Origin of the sequence: Enterobacter sp. SST3 (assembly GCF_000286655.1) — a bacterium.
Lineage (GTDB): Bacteria > Pseudomonadota > Gammaproteobacteria > Enterobacterales > Enterobacteriaceae > Enterobacter > Enterobacter roggenkampii.
Map to the genome: position 1 here is coordinate 44,601 of NZ_ALNS01000017.1, position 17,822 is coordinate 62,422.

The 17,822-nt window shown below is 57.2% G+C and carries 19 protein-coding genes; 10 read left to right on the top strand and 9 right to left on the bottom strand.

Translation table 11 applies throughout. From position 1 onward, the window contains the following. The first annotated feature begins 38 nt into the window (after positions 1-38). The 5 genes from pnp to mtr all read left to right on the top strand — a co-directional run bounded on the left by pnp (position 39) and on the right by mtr (position 6,633). Positions 39-2,177, top strand: a complete 2,139-nt coding sequence (gene pnp, locus B498_RS10530) for a polyribonucleotide nucleotidyltransferase (RefSeq protein WP_008501475.1) — start codon at positions 39-41, stop codon at positions 2,175-2,177. Positions 2,178-2,285: 108 nt separating this feature from the next. After that, positions 2,286-3,170: a lipoprotein NlpI gene (gene nlpI, locus B498_RS10525; RefSeq protein WP_008501476.1), complete on the top strand. Its 885-nt coding sequence runs from the start codon at positions 2,286-2,288 to the stop codon at positions 3,168-3,170. 107 nt (positions 3,171-3,277) lie between these two features. Next, entirely contained in the window at positions 3,278-3,358 is an 81-nt protein-coding gene (gene yrbN, locus B498_RS23510; RefSeq protein WP_100122156.1) for a protein YrbN, read from the top strand. Next, positions 3,351-5,246, top strand: a complete 1,896-nt coding sequence (locus B498_RS10520; protein WP_008501477.1) for a DEAD/DEAH family ATP-dependent RNA helicase — start codon at positions 3,351-3,353, stop codon at positions 5,244-5,246. The genes yrbN and B498_RS10520 overlap by 8 nt, the downstream gene beginning before the upstream one ends. A 142-nt stretch (positions 5,247-5,388) precedes the next feature. Further along, positions 5,389-6,633, top strand: coding sequence for a tryptophan permease (gene mtr, locus B498_RS10515; protein ID WP_008501478.1), 1,245 nt, complete (start codon positions 5,389-5,391; stop codon positions 6,631-6,633). A gap of 86 nt (positions 6,634-6,719) precedes the next feature. Here mtr and B498_RS10510 read toward each other — a convergent pair whose 3' ends face one another. From B498_RS10510 to ubiU, 3 genes are all read right to left on the bottom strand, one after another. Continuing rightward, positions 6,720-7,727, bottom strand: a complete 1,008-nt coding sequence (locus B498_RS10510; RefSeq protein WP_008501479.1) for a luciferase-like monooxygenase — start codon at positions 7,725-7,727, stop codon at positions 6,720-6,722. Positions 7,728-7,805: 78 nt separating this feature from the next. Continuing rightward, positions 7,806-8,684, bottom strand: coding sequence for a U32 family peptidase (locus B498_RS10505; RefSeq protein WP_008501480.1), 879 nt, complete (start codon positions 8,682-8,684; stop codon positions 7,806-7,808). A 7-nt stretch (positions 8,685-8,691) separates the two neighbouring features. After that, the gene (gene ubiU / locus B498_RS10500) at positions 8,692-9,687 is read right to left on the bottom strand and encodes a ubiquinone anaerobic biosynthesis protein UbiU (RefSeq protein ID WP_008501481.1); all 996 of its coding nucleotides are present in this window, start codon (positions 9,685-9,687) and stop codon (positions 8,692-8,694) included. Between the two features lie 211 nt (positions 9,688-9,898). Between ubiU and ubiT the strand changes: the two genes are divergently transcribed. Next, on the top strand, positions 9,899-10,423 hold the full coding sequence (ubiT, locus tag B498_RS10495; RefSeq protein ID WP_008501482.1) for a ubiquinone anaerobic biosynthesis accessory factor UbiT: 525 nt from the start codon (positions 9,899-9,901) through the stop codon (positions 10,421-10,423). Further along, on the top strand, positions 10,417-10,920 hold the full coding sequence (locus tag B498_RS10490; protein ID WP_008501483.1) for a GNAT family N-acetyltransferase: 504 nt from the start codon (positions 10,417-10,419) through the stop codon (positions 10,918-10,920). Before ubiT ends, B498_RS10490 begins: the two co-directional genes overlap by 7 nt. Here the strand turns inward: B498_RS10490 and B498_RS10485 are convergent. Continuing rightward, the gene (locus B498_RS10485) at positions 10,907-11,236 is read right to left on the bottom strand and encodes a GIY-YIG nuclease family protein (RefSeq protein WP_008501484.1); all 330 of its coding nucleotides are present in this window, start codon (positions 11,234-11,236) and stop codon (positions 10,907-10,909) included. The genes B498_RS10490 and B498_RS10485 overlap by 14 nt on opposite strands. A gap of 14 nt (positions 11,237-11,250) precedes the next feature. On the opposite strand from B498_RS10485, the gene B498_RS10480 reads away from it, so the two are divergent. Further along, positions 11,251-11,685 (top strand): YhbP family protein, encoded by a 435-nt coding sequence (locus B498_RS10480; protein ID WP_008501485.1) that lies wholly within the window; start codon positions 11,251-11,253, stop codon positions 11,683-11,685. Here B498_RS10480 and B498_RS10475 read toward each other — a convergent pair. After that, complete coding sequence (locus tag B498_RS10475; protein ID WP_008501486.1) at positions 11,665-12,183, bottom strand: type 1 glutamine amidotransferase domain-containing protein; 519 nt, start codon at positions 12,181-12,183, stop codon at positions 11,665-11,667. The genes B498_RS10480 and B498_RS10475 overlap by 21 nt on opposite strands. A 128-nt stretch (positions 12,184-12,311) precedes the next feature. Between B498_RS10475 and B498_RS10470 the strand changes: the two genes are divergently transcribed. Beyond that, on the top strand, positions 12,312-12,956 hold the full coding sequence (locus tag B498_RS10470; RefSeq protein ID WP_008501487.1) for an NAD(P)H-binding protein: 645 nt from the start codon (positions 12,312-12,314) through the stop codon (positions 12,954-12,956). A 39-nt stretch (positions 12,957-12,995) separates the two neighbouring features. Continuing rightward, on the top strand, positions 12,996-14,033 hold the full coding sequence (locus B498_RS10465; RefSeq protein WP_008501488.1) for a permease: 1,038 nt from the start codon (positions 12,996-12,998) through the stop codon (positions 14,031-14,033). Positions 14,034-14,098: 65 nt separating this feature from the next. On the opposite strand, the gene dolP is transcribed toward B498_RS10465, so the two are convergent. Genes dolP through B498_RS10445 form a run of 4 tightly spaced genes read right to left on the bottom strand, consistent with a single transcriptional unit; the run spans position 14,099 to position 17,814 of the window. Then, entirely contained in the window at positions 14,099-14,674 is a 576-nt protein-coding gene (dolP, locus tag B498_RS10460; RefSeq protein WP_008501489.1) for a division/outer membrane stress-associated lipid-binding lipoprotein, read from the bottom strand. Between the two features lie 9 nt (positions 14,675-14,683). Beyond that, positions 14,684-15,274, bottom strand: coding sequence for a DnaA initiator-associating protein DiaA (gene diaA / locus B498_RS22920; protein WP_003861754.1), 591 nt, complete (start codon positions 15,272-15,274; stop codon positions 14,684-14,686). Between the two features lie 21 nt (positions 15,275-15,295). Beyond that, positions 15,296-15,691, bottom strand: a complete 396-nt coding sequence (locus tag B498_RS22925) for a YraN family protein (protein WP_008501490.1) — start codon at positions 15,689-15,691, stop codon at positions 15,296-15,298. Further along, positions 15,649-17,814: a penicillin-binding protein activator gene (locus tag B498_RS10445; RefSeq protein WP_008501491.1), complete on the bottom strand. Its 2,166-nt coding sequence runs from the start codon at positions 17,812-17,814 to the stop codon at positions 15,649-15,651. The genes B498_RS22925 and B498_RS10445 overlap by 43 nt, the downstream gene beginning before the upstream one ends. Between the last annotated feature and the right edge of the window lie 8 nt (positions 17,815-17,822).

Here is a 17,822-nt window from a genome sequence, read left to right on the forward strand (position 1 = left end):
GGTGGTGTGCTGTCAAACATTTAAGAAAGGACAGAACTTTGCTGAATCCGATCGTTCGTAAATTCCAGTATGGTCAACATACCGTCACGCTGGAAACCGGCATGATGGCACGTCAGGCGACTGCTGCCGTTATGGTAAGCATGGATGACACCGCGGTATTCGTTACCGTTGTGGGCCAGAAAAAAGCTAAACCAGGTCAGGACTTCTTCCCGCTGACCGTTAACTACCAGGAGCGTACCTACGCTGCCGGTAAAATCCCGGGTGGTTTCTTCCGTCGTGAAGGCCGTCCAAGCGAAGGCGAAACCCTGATCGCGCGTCTGATTGACCGCCCGGTTCGCCCGCTGTTCCCGGAAGGCTTCGTCAACGAAGTGCAGGTTATCGCGACCGTTGTTTCCGTTAACCCACAGGTTAACCCGGACATCGTGGCGATGATCGGTGCGTCCGCTGCCCTGTCACTGTCTGGTATTCCATTCAATGGCCCAATCGGTGCCGCGCGCGTCGGTTACATCAACGACCAGTACGTGCTGAACCCAACTCAGGAAGAGCTGAAAGAAAGTAAGCTGGACCTGGTGGTTGCGGGTACCGAAGCCGCTGTGCTGATGGTTGAATCCGAAGCTGAACTGCTGAGCGAAGACCAGATGCTGGGCGCTGTGGTCTTCGGCCATGACCAGCAGCAGGTTGTTATCCAGAACATCAACGACCTGGTGAAAGAAGCCGGTAAACCACGTTGGGACTGGCAGCCAGAAGCGGCCAACGACGCGCTGAACGCACGCGTTGCTGCACTGGCAGAATCTCGTCTGAGCGATGCATACCGCATCACCGACAAACAGGAGCGTTACGCTCAGGTTGATGTGATCAAATCTGAAGTAACCGCGACCCTGGTTGCCGAAGACGAAACGCTGGACGCTAACGAAATTGGCGAAATCCTGCACGCTATCGAGAAAAACGTTGTTCGTAGCCGCGTTCTGGCTGGCGAGCCGCGTATCGATGGCCGTGAAAAAGACATGATCCGTGGTCTGGACGTGCGTACTGGCGTGCTGCCACGTACTCACGGTTCTGCGCTGTTCACCCGTGGTGAAACGCAGGCGCTGGTTACCGCGACCCTGGGTACAGCCCGTGACGCGCAGATCATCGACGAACTGATGGGCGAGCGCACAGACAGCTTCCTGTTCCACTACAACTTCCCTCCGTACTCCGTAGGTGAAACCGGCATGGTTGGCTCGCCGAAGCGTCGTGAAATTGGTCACGGTCGTCTGGCGAAGCGCGGCGTGCTGGCAGTGATGCCAGAAGCAGACAAATTCCCGTACACCGTACGTGTGGTGTCTGAAATCACCGAATCTAACGGTTCTTCTTCCATGGCTTCCGTGTGTGGTGCCTCTCTGGCGCTGATGGATGCAGGCGTGCCAATCAAAGCCGCCGTTGCGGGTATCGCAATGGGCCTGGTGAAAGAAGGCGACAACTATGTTGTTCTGTCTGACATTCTGGGTGACGAAGACCACCTGGGCGATATGGACTTCAAAGTAGCGGGTTCCCGCGACGGTATCTCTGCGCTGCAGATGGATATCAAAATTGAAGGTATCACCAAAGAGATCATGCAGGTTGCGCTGAACCAGGCTAAGGGTGCACGTCTGCACATCCTGGGCGTGATGGAACAGGCTATCAACGCGCCACGCGGTGATATCTCTGAATTCGCACCGCGTATTCACACCATCAAGATCAATCCAGACAAGATCAAAGATGTTATCGGTAAGGGCGGTTCCGTAATCCGTGCGCTGACCGAAGAGACCGGCACCACCATCGAAATCGAAGATGACGGTACCGTGAAGATCGCAGCTACCGACGGCGAGAAAGCGAAATTCGCGATCCGTCGCATCGAAGAAATCACTGCAGAAATCGAAGTGGGCCGCGTCTATGCAGGTAAAGTGACCCGTATCGTTGACTTTGGTGCGTTCGTTGCCATCGGCGGCGGTAAAGAAGGTCTGGTTCACATCTCTCAGATCGCTGACAAGCGCGTTGAGAAAGTGACCGACTACCTGCAGATGGGTCAGGAAGTGCCGGTTAAAGTTCTGGAAGTCGATCGCCAGGGCCGTATCCGTCTGAGCATTAAAGAAGCGACCGAGCAGTCTCAGCCAGCTGCTGCGCCAGAAGCACAGGCAGCAGAACAGCAAGGCGAGTAAGTTGCCATTTGCCCTCCGCTCTGCGGAGGGCCTATTATCAGGCAGGACGCCTTGTTAAGCCGCCGGGGGACAGGACGTTCATCCAATAGTTGTCTTCGGGAGTGGGAAATGAAGCCTTTTTTGCGCTGGTGTTTCGTTGCGACAGCTTTAACGCTGGCAGGATGCAGCAACTCTGCCTGGCGTAAGAGCGAAGTCCTCGCAGTGCCATTGCAACCGACTTTGCAGCAGGAAGTGATCCTGGCACGCATGGAACAAATACTTGCCAGTCGGGCTTTAACCGATGACGAACGCGCACAGCTTTTATATGAGCGCGGAGTGTTGTATGATAGTCTCGGTCTGAGGGCATTGGCGCGAAATGATTTTTCACAAGCGCTGGCTATCCGACCTGATATGCCTGAAGTATTCAATTACTTAGGCATTTATTTAACGCAGGCAGGCAATTTTGATGCTGCCTATGAAGCGTTTGATTCTGTACTTGAGCTTGATCCAACTTACAACTACGCGCACTTGAATCGCGGTATCGCATTGTATTACGGCGGTCGTGACAAGTTAGCGCAAGATGATCTGCTGGCGTTTTATCAAGACGATCCTAATGATCCTTTCCGTAGCCTGTGGCTTTACATCGTTGAGCGGAAGCTCGATGAGAAGCAGGCAAAAGAGGCACTGAAACAGCGCTTCGATAAATCGGACAAGGAACAATGGGGATGGAACATTGTCGAGTTCTACCTGGGCAACATTAGCGAAGCAACGCTGATGGAACGCCTCAAGGCGGACGCAACGGATAACACCTCGCTCGCTGAGCATCTCAGTGAAACCAACTTCTATTTAGGTAAGTACTACCTAAGTCTGGGGGATAAGGACAGCGCTACGGCACTGTTCAAATTAGCGGTCGCTAACAACGTACACAACTTCGTTGAGCACCGTTATGCATTGTTGGAATTATCGCTCTTGGGCCAGGAGCAAGACGACCTGGCAGAATCGGACCAGCAATAGCTGACGACATAAACATCAGCCCGTAATCTTTTGATTGCCATCACCTTAACTGGTGAGGGCGTTGTTGTTCGTCAATACACCTACTTTGAGCCGGTTCACACTTTTCAATGAAAATTGCTAATCATTTTCACGATGAGCTAAGTAGACTGGCCGCCATTGACATTGAGGCACTCGTACTACATGGCTGAATTCGAAACCACTTTTGCAGATCTGGGCCTGAAGGCTCCTATCCTTGAAGCCCTTAACGATCTGGGTTACGAAAAACCATCTCCGATCCAGGCTGAGTGTATCCCACACCTGCTTTCTGGTCGTGACGTGCTGGGCATGGCCCAGACTGGTAGCGGTAAAACTGCAGCGTTCTCGCTGCCGCTGCTGAACAACATTGATCCGGACCTGCGTGCACCGCAGATCCTCGTTCTGGCTCCAACCCGTGAACTGGCTGTTCAGGTTGCAGAAGCCATGACGGAATTCTCTAAACATATGCGCGGCGTAAACGTGGTTGCCCTGTACGGCGGCCAGCGTTATGACGTGCAGTTACGCGCCCTGCGCCAGGGCCCACAGATTGTTGTCGGTACGCCGGGCCGTCTGCTGGATCACCTGAAGCGCGGTACCCTGGATCTCTCTAAACTGAGCGGTCTGGTACTGGATGAAGCAGATGAAATGCTGCGTATGGGCTTCATCGAAGACGTTGAAACCATCATGGCGCAGATCCCGGACGGTCATCAGACCGCGCTGTTCTCTGCCACCATGCCGGAAGCGATTCGTCGTATCACCAAACGCTTCATGAAAGAACCTCAGGAAGTGCGTATTCAGTCCAGCGTAACCACTCGCCCGGACATCAGCCAGAGCTACTGGTCTGTATACGGCATGCGTAAAAATGAAGCGCTGGTACGTTTCCTGGAAGCGGAAGATTTTGATGCGGCGATTATCTTCGTTCGTACCAAAAATGCGACCCTGGAAGTGGCTGAAGCCCTGGAGCGTAGCGGCTACAACAGCGCAGCGCTGAACGGCGACATGAACCAGGCCCTGCGTGAGCAGACTCTGGAGCGTCTGAAAGACGGTCGTCTGGATATCCTGATTGCAACCGACGTGGCAGCACGTGGTCTGGACGTTGAGCGTATCAGCCTGGTTGTTAACTACGACATCCCGATGGATTCCGAGTCTTACGTTCACCGTATCGGCCGTACCGGTCGTGCGGGTCGTGCAGGCCGTGCGCTGCTGTTCGTTGAGAACCGCGAGCGTCGTCTGCTGCGTAACATCGAACGCACCATGAAGCTGACCATTCCAGAAGCGGACCTGCCAAACGCAGAGCTGCTGGGCAAACGCCGTCTGGAAAAATTCGCCGCCAAAGTACAGCAGCAGCTGGAAAGCAGCGATCTGGATCAGTACCGTGCGCTGCTGCCGCAGATTCAGCCTGTTGCTGAAGGCGAAGAGCTGGACATGGAAACCCTGGCTGCAGCACTGCTGAAAATGGCTCAGGGCGAACGTAGCCTGATCGTGCCACCAGATGCACCGATGCGTCCTAAGCGTGAATTCCGTGACCGTGACGACCGCTTCGAACGTCGTGGCGACCGTAACGATCGTGGCCCACGTGGTGACCGTCCAGAGCGTGGTGGTGAAGACCGTCCTCGTCGTGAACGTCGCGACGCAGGCGATATGGAACTGTACCGCATTGAAGTGGGCCGTGATGATGGTGTTGAAGTTCGTCACATCGTTGGCGCTATCGCTAACGAAGGCGACATCAGCAGCCGTTACATTGGTAACATCAAGCTGTTCGCATCCCACTCTACCATCGAGCTGCCGAAAGGCATGCCGGGTGAAGTACTGCAGCACTTTACGCGTACCCGCATCCTGAACAAGCCGATGAACATGCAGCTGCTGGGCGATGCACAGCCACGCCCTGACCGTGGCGGCGAACGTCGTGGCGGTGGTCGCGGTTTCGGCGGCGAGCGTCGTGAAGGCGGTCGCAGCGAAGGTCGCGGTGGTGAAGGTCGTCGTTTCTCCGGCGAGCGCCGTGAAAGCCGTGGCCCGCGTCGTGAAGAAGGCACCAGCCGTCGTCGTTTCGGTGACGCGTAAGCCTTACGCTTCTGACGTAAAGTAAAATATACAGCCCCGATACATGCTATCGGGGCTTTTTTTATTCCCTTTGTACTCTTGTACTGGTACAGTGCGTCACATTAAAATGCAGAACCGCATGATTGACTGGAGAAAAGGCTGTATGGCGACACTAACCACCACCCAAACGTCACCTTCGCTGCTTGGCGGCGTGGTGATCATCGGCGGAACCATTATAGGTGCCGGGATGTTCTCCCTGCCCGTGGTCATGTCCGGTGCGTGGTTCTTCTGGTCGCTGGCCGCGCTGGTCTTTACCTGGTTCTGTATGCTCCATTCCGGGCTAATGATCCTCGAAGCCAACCTGAACTACCGCATTGGCGCGAGCTTCGACACCATCACCAAAGACCTGCTGGGCAAAGGCTGGAACCTGGTGAACGGGCTGTCCATCGCGTTTGTGCTCTATATCCTGACCTACGCGTATATCTCGGCAAGCGGTTCGATTCTGCATCACACCTTCTCGGAGATGTCGCTGAACGTACCGGCGCGTCTGGCCGGGCTGTGCTTTGCCCTGGGCGTGGCGTTTATCGTCTGGATGAGTACCAAAGCGGTGAGCCGGATGACGGCGATCGTGCTGGGCGCGAAGGTCATCACCTTCTTCCTGACCTTCGGCAGCCTGCTGGGGCACGTGACGCCTGCCACGCTGTTTAACGTTGCCGAAGTGAATACCTCCTATACGCCGTACCTGCTGATGACCCTGCCGTTCTGCCTGGCGTCGTTTGGCTACCACGGTAACGTGCCGAGCCTGATGAAGTACTACGGCAAAGATCCGCGCACGATTGTGAAGTGTCTGGTCTACGGCACGCTGCTGGCGCTGGCGCTGTACGTCATCTGGCTGCTCGGGACGATGGGCAATATCCCGCGCCCGGAGTTTATCGGTATTGCGCAGAAGGGCGGTAACATTGATGTGCTGGTGCAGGCCCTGAGCGGCGTGCTGAACAGCCGCAGCCTGGATCTGCTGCTGGTGATCTTCTCTAACTTCGCGGTGGCGAGTTCATTCCTCGGCGTGACGCTGGGCCTGTTTGACTACCTGGCGGATCTGTTTGGCTTTGATGATTCTGCGATGGGCCGCTTCAAAACCGCGCTGCTGACCTTCCTGCCACCGATTGTGGGCGGCCTTCTGTGGCCGAACGGTTTCCTGTACGCCATCGGCTATGCCGGTCTGGCGGCGACCATCTGGGCGGCAATTGTGCCGGCGCTGTTGGCCCGCAAATCACGTAAACGCTTCGGCAGCCCGAAATTCCGCGTCTGGGGCGGCAAGCCGATGATTGCGCTGATCCTGGTGTTTGGCGCGGGCAATGCCCTGGTACATGTGCTGTCGAGTTTTAATCTGTTGCCGGTGTACCAGTAAACATTTTGTGCCGGATGGCGGCTACGCCTTATCCGGCCTACGCGTCCCCGTAGGCCAGGTAAGCGAAGCGCCACCTGGCAAAAAGGCTACCCCACCAACTCCTCTTTCACCTGCATGGCCAAATCAAACGAATGCAAACGTGCCTGGTGATCGAAAATCTGGCCGTTAACCATAATTTCATCCGCCTGCGTTTCGCGCAGCACCGCCTCCAGCCCGTGACGCACTTTCGCTTTATCACCCACCAGCGACATGCTCAGCGCTTGCTGTACGCCATACTGCTCTGAAGCTGACCACAGCTGATGCATATTCTCCACCGGCGGCGGAAGCTGGCCCGTCTCACCGCGACGCAGCTTCACAAACGCCTGCTGCATGGAGGTGAACAGGAATTCCGCGTCGCGATTGCTGTCGGCGGCAATAATGTTGATACAGACCATCGCGTACGGTTTCTCCAGACGCTCGGACGGTTTGAAGTGCGTGCGGTAGAGATGCAGTGCCTGATGCAGCATATCCGGCGCGAAATGCGAGGCAAACGCAAACGGCAGCCCCAGCTGGGCTGCGAGCTGCGCGCTGTAGAGGCTTGAGCCCAGCAGCCAGACCGGGATCTTCTCGCCGTAACCCGGTACCGGGCGCACGTGCGGGTTCGGGTCACGCGCGTCGAACCAGTCCACCAGTTCGGCCACGTCGCGCGGGAAGTTGTCGATATCGCCGCTCATATGGCGGCGCAGGGCGCGCATGGTCGGCTGATCGCTGCCCGGCGCACGGCCAAGCCCTAAATCAATACGGCCCGGATAGAGGGTATTCAGCGTGCCGAACTGCTCGGCGATCACCAGCGGGGCGTGGTTCGGCAGCATCACGCCGCCGGAGCCCAGGTGCAGCGTGGTGGTATTTGCCGCCAGATAACCAATCAGTACCGAGGTAGCGGCACTGGCAATGCCCACCATGTTGTGATGTTCGGCCAGCCAGTAGCGGTGATAGCCACGCTTTTCGGCCAGCTGAGCCAGATCCAGAGAGTGCGAAAAGGCTTCTCTTGCCGAGGCGCCTTGTGGGATCGGCGCCAGATCCAGCACCGAAAACGGAAGGGTTTTGTCAGTCATAACAGCTCACTTTGTCGACGGTGAATCTTTAATACTGCATTAAAAAATGATAACCGTTGTTAACAAAGTGAGCCTTTTTTAGGCCTGAAGTTCCAGCCCGGCCAGACGCTTCCAGTAGCCGTTACAGTCGCTGTTTGCCGTCAGCGGCAGCGGAGCAGCGCCGTTTTCGTTAGCGCGGAAGGCGTCCAGCATCGCGAACACGCCGGTATCCAGCGGTGACAGGCGCACCATATCGACCAGCCCGTCCATCGACGCCAGCTCGTTGCCCAGGTTATAGACATAGCCGCTCATGGTCTGAATACCGTTGAGAACAAACACCTGCTGATTCTCCTGCGACAGCATGCTGCGCCCGTTCGGATACTTAATGCAGCAGGTTTCGCACTCGTCTTTCGGACGATCTTCCGAGCGTGCGGTAAAGCAGCGGGCGGAATAGGCCAGCGGCAGATGCCCGTAGCTCAGCACTTCCACTTCAAACTTGTTGCGAATGCCCAGCTCTTGACACTGCGTGAGCAGGTTTGCCAGCCAGTCGCGGGAGAGTTCCACCGGCATGCACCAGCGCGTCATCCCCTGTTTGAGCAGCAGGCGCAGGGTCACCGCGTTGTAGCAGTTCAGGGCATGACCCGCGACAAACGGCAGCTTGCGCTCGGCACACATGTTCACCACGCCGAGATCGCTCGCTTCCAGCAGGAACTCGCCGTTCTCAACGTAGCGTTTCAACTCGCCCAGTTCAGAAGAGGCCTGCACCAGCGCGAGCGTGGAAAGCACCACCTGTTTGCCGCTTCCCGCCAGGCTTTTCGCCATCTCCAGCCAGTCGCCCACTTTCGTCGCCCGGCGTTTGCTGCACACCGCTTCGCCGAGGTAAATCACATCGGCGCTGCTGGTGGCGGCCTGTTGGTAAAAATCTTCCAGCGTCTCTTTTGGCCAGTAGTAAAGCACCGGCCCTAATGAATATTTCATGATTTTCTCACTGCCATTTACGGTGATACGCGCCCAGCGTGGTTTGCGTGCCTTCGGACATCGATCCGAGCGTCTCCATCCAGGCCAGCTGCGGCGCGTAGTTCTGCGGGTCCGCCATGCAGCGGTCGATAGCCTGACGCCACACTTTCGCCACCTGGCTCACGTATGCCGGGCTGCGCTGGCGACCTTCAATTTTCACCGAGGCGATATTGGCCGCCAGCAGTTCCGGCAGCAGCTCCAGCGTGTTAAGGCTGGTGGGCTCTTCCAGCGCGTGGTAACGCTCGCCGTCCACCAGATAGCGGCCTTTACACAGGGTGGGATAACCGGCGTTTTCACCGTCCTGATAGCGGTCAATCAGCACTTCGTTCAGGCGTGATTCCAGCCCCTGCGGCGTTTGCTGCCAGCGGACAAAGCGGGCAGGGGAACAGGCCCCGACGGTATTTGGCGACTCGCCGGTTAAATACGAGGAAAGATAGCAACGGCCTTCGGCCATAATGCACAGGCTACCAAAGGCAAAAACTTCCAGCGGCACTGGCGTGACGCGTGCGAGTTGCTTAACCTGATGAATAGAGAGTACGCGCGGCAGCACCACGCGGGCCACGTCAAAGTTTCGGTGATAAAAACGTACGGCCTCTTCGTTGGTGGCAGATGCCTGAACAGAGACGTGGCGCTCAATATGGGGATAGCGTTCTGCCGCATACTCAAGCATGGCGAGGTCGGCCAGAATCAGCGCATCGGCACCCAGCTGTGCCGCCATATCCACCGCGCGCTGCCAGCGGGCGTAGCCGTCAGGATGAGCAAAGGTATTGATGGCGATATGCAGCTTGCGGCGGTGCTGATGAACGAAGTTAACGGCTTCCTGAAGCTTTTTCTCCGTAAAGTTGAGGCCAGCAAAATGGCGGGCATTGGTGTCATCTTTCAGCCCGATATAGACCGCATCGGCCCCATTTTCGATGGCCGCCTTAAGCGCCGGAAGGTTTCCGGCAGGGCAGAGCAGCTCCATAATTTATCCTGATGTTGTCGATCGCAAAAATGTTAACGAGCTGGGATTTTAATTAACCCATACGCGACAATTTTTGATTTAAGGCAGCTAATGGCGTATTGATGGCACCAATAATGAGGTTGTCCGGACGACGGTTTGTTGATTTACGCCGCTATGTTATGCGTCGGATATGGCAAAATAGCAGGACTATAGATATCAGGGAGTAAAGCTCGTGCTGGATAAACTGCGTTCACGTCTCGTACAATTTGGCCCATCAATGCTGAGCGTGCCGGTAAAGCTGGCGCCATTCGCGCTTAAACGTCAGGTGCTGGAGCAGGTCCTGAGCTGGCAGTTCCGCCAGGCGCTGCAGGATGGCGAGCTGGAATTCCTGGAAGGCCGCTGGTTGAGCATTGAGGTACGTGACATCGGGCTGCGCTGGTTTACCTCCGTTGAGAATGACCAGCTGATCGTCCGCGAAACCGCCGAGGCGGACGTGAGCTTTAGCGCCAACGCCAGCGATCTGCTGATGATCGCCGCGCGCAAGCAGGATCCGGATACGCTCTTCTTCCAGCGCCGTCTGGTGATTGAAGGCGACACGGAGCTGGGCCTGTACGTTAAGAATTTAATGGATGCCATTGAGCTGGAGCAGATGCCGAAAGCGCTGCGCGTGATGTTAATGCAAATGGCAGATTTCGTTGAGGCCGGGCTGAAAACCCCGCCGGACAGTAAACACACTTCAGTAGGTGAGCCATGCTGATTCGAGTCGAAATTGGGATTGATGCACCGGGTATCGATGCGTTATTACGCCGCGCTTTTGAGAGCGATGCGGAAGCCCAACTGGTCCACGATCTCCGTGAAGACGGCCTGATCACGCTGGGGCTGGTTGCCACCGATGATGAAGGTCAGGTGGTAGGCTATGTTGCCTTCAGTCCGGTCATCGTTCAGGGCGAAGAGCTGCAGTGGGTCGGTATGGCACCGCTGGCGGTGGATGAAAACTATCGCGGGCAGGGGTTGGCGCGCCAGCTGGTCTATGAAGGGCTGGATTCGCTCAATGAGTTCGGTTATGCGGCCGTTGTAACGCTGGGCGATCCGGCATTCTATGGCCGTTTGGGCTTCGAGCAGGCCGCGCATTACGATCTGCGCTGCCGCTGGCCGGGTACGGAATCCGCTTTCCAGGTGCACCGTCTGGCGGACGACGCGCTCAACGGCGTCAATGGTCTGGTTGAATACCACGACCATTTCAATCGCTTTTAATCAGGCTCTCGCGTAGCGCCTCAAAGGAGCCGTCTCCGGTCACGAGGCGCTCTTTCTGGCGCTTCGTCAGCTGTTTGATGCGGTATTCCAGCCTGAGCGCCAACGATCGGTCACCGACGGGCGCCGAAAAGGCGAGCTGTAATTCTCCTTTCCCCCGCAGCGCTTTTGCCCCTTTCCCCGTTTGATGTTGTAAAAAACGCCGCGCCACATCGGTGGTGATCCCGGTGTAGAGTGCGTTATCAGCGGTTCGGACAAGATAGAGAAACCAGCACACGGTAAACAGATTCAGTATGTTAAGGTGAACGCACCATAGCATGAGAGAGAACGAAAATGGAAACACTGGCCGCCATTAACCGCTGGCTGGCGAAGCAGCACGTCGTCACCTGGTGCGTCTACAGCGAGGGTGAGATGTGGTGCGCAAACGCGTTTTACTACTACGATCCGGAGCGCGTCGCATTTTACGTCATGAGCGAAGACAAAACGCGTCATGCGCAGATGACCGGCCAGCAGGCAAAAGTCGCGGGCACGGTAAATGGCCAGCCGAAAACAGTCGCGCTGATCCGTGGGGTACAGTTTAAAGGGGAAATCCGTCGCCTGGACGGAGAAGAGAGCGACGCGCGTCGCAAGCACTACACGCGCCGCTTTCCGGTCGCCGCTGCGCTAAAAGCCCCGGTGTGGGAAATCCGCCTCGATGAGCTGAAATTTACCGACAACACCCTGGGCTTTGGCAAGAAGCTGCACTGGTTACGCGCCGAGCAGGCGTAGCGCTTCGCGGTTAAACGCCGGGAGATCGTCCGGTGTCCGGCTGGTGATCAGCTGGTCTTTGTCGTTGACCACCTCCTGATCGTAAAACTCGGCGCCCGCATTTTTCAGATCGATAACGATCGGTTTCACCGCCGTGAGCTTACGCCCGCGTACAACCTCCGCGCTGATGAGCAGCTGCGGCCCGTGACAGATGGCAAAGACCGGTTTGCCGGTAGAGACAAAGTCCCGGGTGAAGGTCACGAAGCGCTCGTCTCCGCGCAGGGAATCCGGTGAATGGCCGCCGGGTAAAAGCAGGGCGTCAAAATCTGAGGGGCTCACGTTATCGATAGTCTCGTCGATGGTCACGCTGGCCTCGCCCTTATGGCCTTTCACCGTTTTGCCCGCCTCTTTCTCGATGGTGATGACCTCATGTCCCGCCTTGCGGAACGCCTCTGCAGGAGAGGTGAATTCTGAATCTTCAAACTCGTCGGTAATCAAGACTGCGATTTTCTTGCCCATGTTTCCTCCGTTGTTTTGGCTTCAGACTGATTTTTCTCCGCTTGTGGTAAATACTTACCTGTAACAGACTTCTAAGTGTGGTCGACGACGCCGAGTTCGCAAACGGACAATTCTGTAAAGGGGATACGATGAGTCAGGTATTGATTACCGGTGCTACCGGATTAGTGGGCGATCATCTGCTGCGGCTGCTGATTCAGGATCGCCGCGTGAACTACATCGCCGCCCCGACGCGTCGACCGCTGGTGGACATCTCCGGGGTCTTTAATCCGCACGATCCCCAACTGACGGATGCGCTGGCGCAGGTCCAGGACCCGATTGATATCGCCTTTTGCTGTCTGGGCACCACGCGGCGGGAGGCGGGGAGCAAAGAGGCATTTATCCACGCCGACTATACGCTGGTGGTGGACACCGCGCTTACGGCGAAAAAGCTGGGAGCCAGACATTTTCTGGTGGTCAGCGCGCTGGGCGCCAGTGCCGGATCGCCTTTCTTCTACAACAAGGTGAAGGGCAAGATGGAGGATGCGCTGATTGCGCAGAAATGGGAGCAGCTGACGATTGTGCGCCCCTCAATGCTGATCGGCCACCGGGACGAGCGCCGCTTTAACGAGTCGATATTTGCCCCGCTGTTTCGGATCCTGCCCGGCAACTGGAAATCTATCGAGGCGCGGGACGTCGCGCGTGCGCTGTTAAAAGAGGGACTGGCTCCGTCGAAAGCGGGCGTAAACATTATCCCTTCGGCAAAACTGCGTGAAATCGCGCAGGGCGAGGCGTAAACTCCCCCGGCTAATTACTCATACTCTCCGGGGAATGCTATGACTGGTCAGTCTTCATCTCAGGCGGCAACACCTGTTCAATGGTGGAAGCCCGCACTCTTCTTTCTCGTGGTCATTGTTGGCCTTTGGTACGTGAAATGGCAACCGTACTACGGCAAAGCCTTCACCGCCGCCGAAACGCACAGCATCGGTAAATCTATTCTCGCTCAGGCGGATGCCAGCCCGCTTCAGGCGGCGTGGGACTATGCCATGGTCTACTTCCTTGCCGTCTGGAAGGCTGCCGTCCTGGGCGTGATCCTGGGCTCACTGATTCAGGTGCTGATCCCGCGCAACTGGCTGGTGAAAACCCTCGGACAGCCGCGCTTTCAGGGTACGCTGCTGGGAACGATCTTCTCCCTGCCGGGCATGATGTGCTCCTGCTGCGCTGCGCCCGTGGCGGCAGGGATGCGCCGCCAGCGCGTGTCGATGGGCGGCGCGCTGGCGTTCTGGATGGGCAACCCGCTGCTCAATCCGGCGACGCTGGTTTTTATGGGCTTTGTCCTGGGCTGGCATTTCGCGTTCATTCGTCTGGTGGCCGGACTGCTGACCGTGCTGGTGGTGGCGACGCTGGTGCAAAATCTGGTGAAGGATAAGACGCCAGAGTCCGCGTCTGTTGAGCTGGACGTCAGCGAGCCGCAGGGCGGGTTCTTTGCGCGCTGGGGCAGGGCGCTATGGCAGCTTTTCTGGAGCACCATCCCGGTCTATATCCTGGCGGTGCTGGTTCTCGGGGCGGCGCGCGTCTGGCTCTTCCCGCATGCGGATGGCGCTATCGACAACACGCTGTTGTGGGTCATTGCGATGGCCGTTGCAGGCTGCCTGTTTGTGATCCCTACCGCCGCAGAAATTCCTATTGTTCAGACCATGATGCTGGCCGGCATGGGCACCGCACCGGCACTGGCATTGCTCATCACGTTACCGGCCATCAGCCTGCCGTCGCTGATTATGCTGCGTAAGTCATTCCCGGCGAAAGCGCTGTGGCTCACCGCGGGGCTGGTGGCGTTGAGCGGGGTGATGGTGGGAAGTATTGCGCTTCTGTGAAAAACGCCCGGTGGCGCTACGCTTACCGGGCCTACAAAAAAATCCCCTCACTTGAGGGGATTTTTTTATTTAATGTAAGTAAACGCGGTGGTGACGTGCTTCACGCCGCTCACCCGGCTGGCGATATCGGCCGCCGCTTTCCCTTCACGTTCGGTCACCAGACCCAGCAGGAACACTTCACCGTTTTCCGTTGTCACCTTCACGTTGGAAGATTTCACCTGGTCCGAGCCCAGCAGCTGGGAACGTACTTTGGTGGTGATCCAGGTATCGGAAGAGGCATCACCCAGGCCAATTGGCTTGCCCTGACGCACTTCGTTAAACACCTCTGTGGTCCCTTCAACGCCCATCGCAATCTGTTTCGCACGCGAGGCGAGCTCCATGTTCGGCGCCTGGCCTGCCAGCAGCACTTTGCCCTGATAAGCCGTCACGTTGATACGCGCCTCTTTCTTGATCTGTTCGTCTTTCGACAGCGCACTGTTGACGCGCAGCTCCAGCGTACCGTCATCCACCTGTGTTCCCACAGTGCGCGGATCGGTTGCCGCTTTGGTGCCTACTGCGGCAGTACCCACAACGGCCGCAGCGATACATCCCTGAAGCAGTAATGCAGACATAAGGACTGCGAGGGTCGATAAAGCCTTCATAAGAACTCCTTAATCATCCTGGTGAGGGAAAAGCGTGTTATCGATCAAGTCACATAAGCAGTTCACCGTGAGCATATGCATTTCCTGAATACGCGCGCTCCGGTGAGACGGAATGCGGATTTCCACATCCTGCGGCCCAAGCAGACCCGCCAGCTCCCCCCCGTCATAGCCGGTTAAGGCCACGATGGTCATGTCGCGGGTGACGGCGGCTTCAACAGCTTTGACTATATCCCGGCTATTGCCGCGCGTGGAGATAGCCAGCAGCACATCTCCGGCATGACCCAGGGCTCGCACCTGCTTTGCGTAAATTTCGTCATGCAGACGATCGTTAGCAATCGCCGTTAAGACCACATTATCGGTATTAAGTGCAATGGCAGGTAAACTGGGGCGTTCTGTTTCAAAACGATTGATCATGCTGGCAGCAAAATGCTGTGCGTTGGCGGCTGACGTGCCGTTGCCACAACAGAGGATTTTGTTGCCGTTTAGCAGGGATTGCACCAGCGTCATTGCGGCACGCGAGATAGCATCCGGAAGGGCTTCCGCCGCGGCAATCTGAGTCTGGATGCTTTCTGTGAAGCACACTTTAATTCTTTCGAGCACGTTATCCCTTTTAAATCTTAATTATGCGTCTTCGCCAAAAGCGTTTTTAAGCCATTCGATCTCATTTCCGGTGAAGGCTATCACATCGAACCGGCAATCCACAGTATCAAAACTCCCATTATGGCGGGCAAGCCACAAGTGGGCAGTCTGTAATAATTTATGTTGTTTGGCGAGCGTCACGCTGGCGGCAGCACCGCCAAAACGGGAGGACTGTCGAAAGCGCACTTCTACAAACACAATGACCTGACCGTCTTTCATGATCAGGTCGATTTCGCCGCCACGTCCACGGACGTTGGCGACGATAAAACGCAGTCCTTTGCCTTCAAGCCAGCGACGCGCCTTTAACTCCCACGCATCGCCGGTTTGTTTGCGGCTTAACTGGCCGGGACGATCTGCCCCTGCTGGTATTTGAGCCATGATAACTTCCTGTTAATCACACAATCCTGGGTCGCGGTCAGATCGCCGGTGTTGCCGTTAAGCTCGAAGCCCGGCACCTGACGCATCTGGGTAAAGTGGTTCGCCAGCGCCCACGCATCAACCCCCATCGCATACAGACGCGCCAGAGAGTAATCGTTACGCACCGCGCTCAGCGCCTGCTGCATCAGGGATGGATTGCTGCCGGCCAGCATCGGGATTTCGCTGTACTGCAGACCGTCCATTTCCAGACGGAAATCCGGGCCTGCGGTGCCCTGTGCGCTGCGGGAGCTGGCGTAGAGCGTTGCGCCGCTCTGGCTGCCGTTACGCATCGCAATCATCGGTTTGATAAAGGCGATCTCCTGCGGCGTGGCAACGATATAGGCCGCATCCACTTTACCGCCACCGCTAATCTGCGCGTCGGTTGGCGGCGCAGGGATCGTCAGGCCGCCAATCGTCACGCCCTGCTGCTGTGGCAGGCTCGCGGTGACCGGGCTACCGTTAAGGGCGATACCCGCCCCGCCGTTTACGCCTGCGCGCAGTTCAGAGACGGAACCGAATTTCTGCTGCAGCACCACGCCGCCGCCCAGCTTCTGCCACTCATCGGCAAAGGCATTGGCCACGCGATCGCCCAGCGTGCTGCGTGGGATGAGCAGCAGCGGAGCCTGCTTACCCTGCTCATGAATATGACGCGCCGCATCGCGGGCTTCATCTTCTGGAGAGAGCGCGAAGTAGCAGATATTCGCCCGGTTCTGAACCTGCTCTGGCTGGTTGAGCGCCAGCACGTTCAGCGTGGTATTGCTCTTCATCAGCTCTTCCACGTTGTTCTTCAGCAGCGGACCGACAACGATGCTCGCCCCGTCCTGCTGTACCTGCGCCAGCACCTGGTCAAGCGGCTGCGAGCTGGTGTCGTAGATTTTCAATTCAGCGCCCGGGTTGGCGCTGGTGGTTGCCACGGCCTGCGGCTGCGCGGCAGGTTGAGCCGCGGGTTGTGCAGGCTGCTGTTGAGGCTGTTCTGCTGTTGTGGCAGGAGCTGGCGCCGTTTGCGTCTCGGCCGGAGCCTGGGCCGCAGGTGCTGCTGTAGCCGGTGCAGCTTCAGCTGGAGGCGTCGTCGGGGCCGTCACAGGGTTTTGCATCGTGCCCTGCGCTGGCGTTTGCGCCGTGGTCAGGTCGCTGGTCTCTGCGGCGGATGGGCTGACAACATCATTATTCACATTAGCCGCCTGGGCTGCCTGTGCGGGAACGGCGCTGCCGGCTACCGACGTCGTGCCGTTTTTCGCCGCTTCAAAACCCTGCTGAATGGTACGTCCAAACACCGCCGCCTGGCCGTTGAGCGGCAGAAGGAGGGCGATTTTGCTGGTGGAAGCGGGCTTAAAGTTCTGCACGTTCACCAGCTGGGTTGGCAGCATTTTCGCGCCCGGGTTTTGCGGGTAGCGCGTCTGCCAGTCCGTAATGCCGGCTTTCAACATTTTTGGATCGCTGCGGTTGTTAAACCACATCTGCTGCAGATCCAGCCAGCCCTGCAGGACGTTTTCATCGGCGTTGATGACCAGCGCCTGCGCCTGTTCCTGCGTCATCGACGCCAGCGCTTGCCAGGTGGCATCAATATTTTTCTGCTTATCAGCACCGCCAAGCAGCGGCTCTTGCGCGACGAGCGCGCGGAGCAAGGTCAGCGAAGGGCGTCCCTGCTCAGCGGTAATACCCGCCTGCCAGAAGCGCGCCTGCTGGTTTTTATCCAGCGCGCTTACGTCGATATCACCGAGGATCTTCTTCGCGGCGGCATAATCTTTCAGCGCGACTTTCAGCTCGGCAGAGAGCAGGCTCTGCTCGCGACGCTGTGCGTCGTTAAGATCTTTTGGCAACTGGTTAAACAGTTCGGCTGCCCGCTGGGTTTTACCCTCTTTCAGCAGTGCACGAATGGCGAGTAATTGCCAGTTGGTCTTGGTATCATTTGAACTCTGCGACATTTGTTGCAGATAAAAGCCAGAATCAGCCTGAGCAGAACCCTGGAGATGGGCGGTGCTCTGGTCAGGTGCCTGGGTGCCACAGCCTGCAAAGATCAGGGCTGCCAGCAGAAGCGGCACGCTGCGCGTGGCTTTTTTTCGAAGAAACGTTAACGGTACCATACTGTATC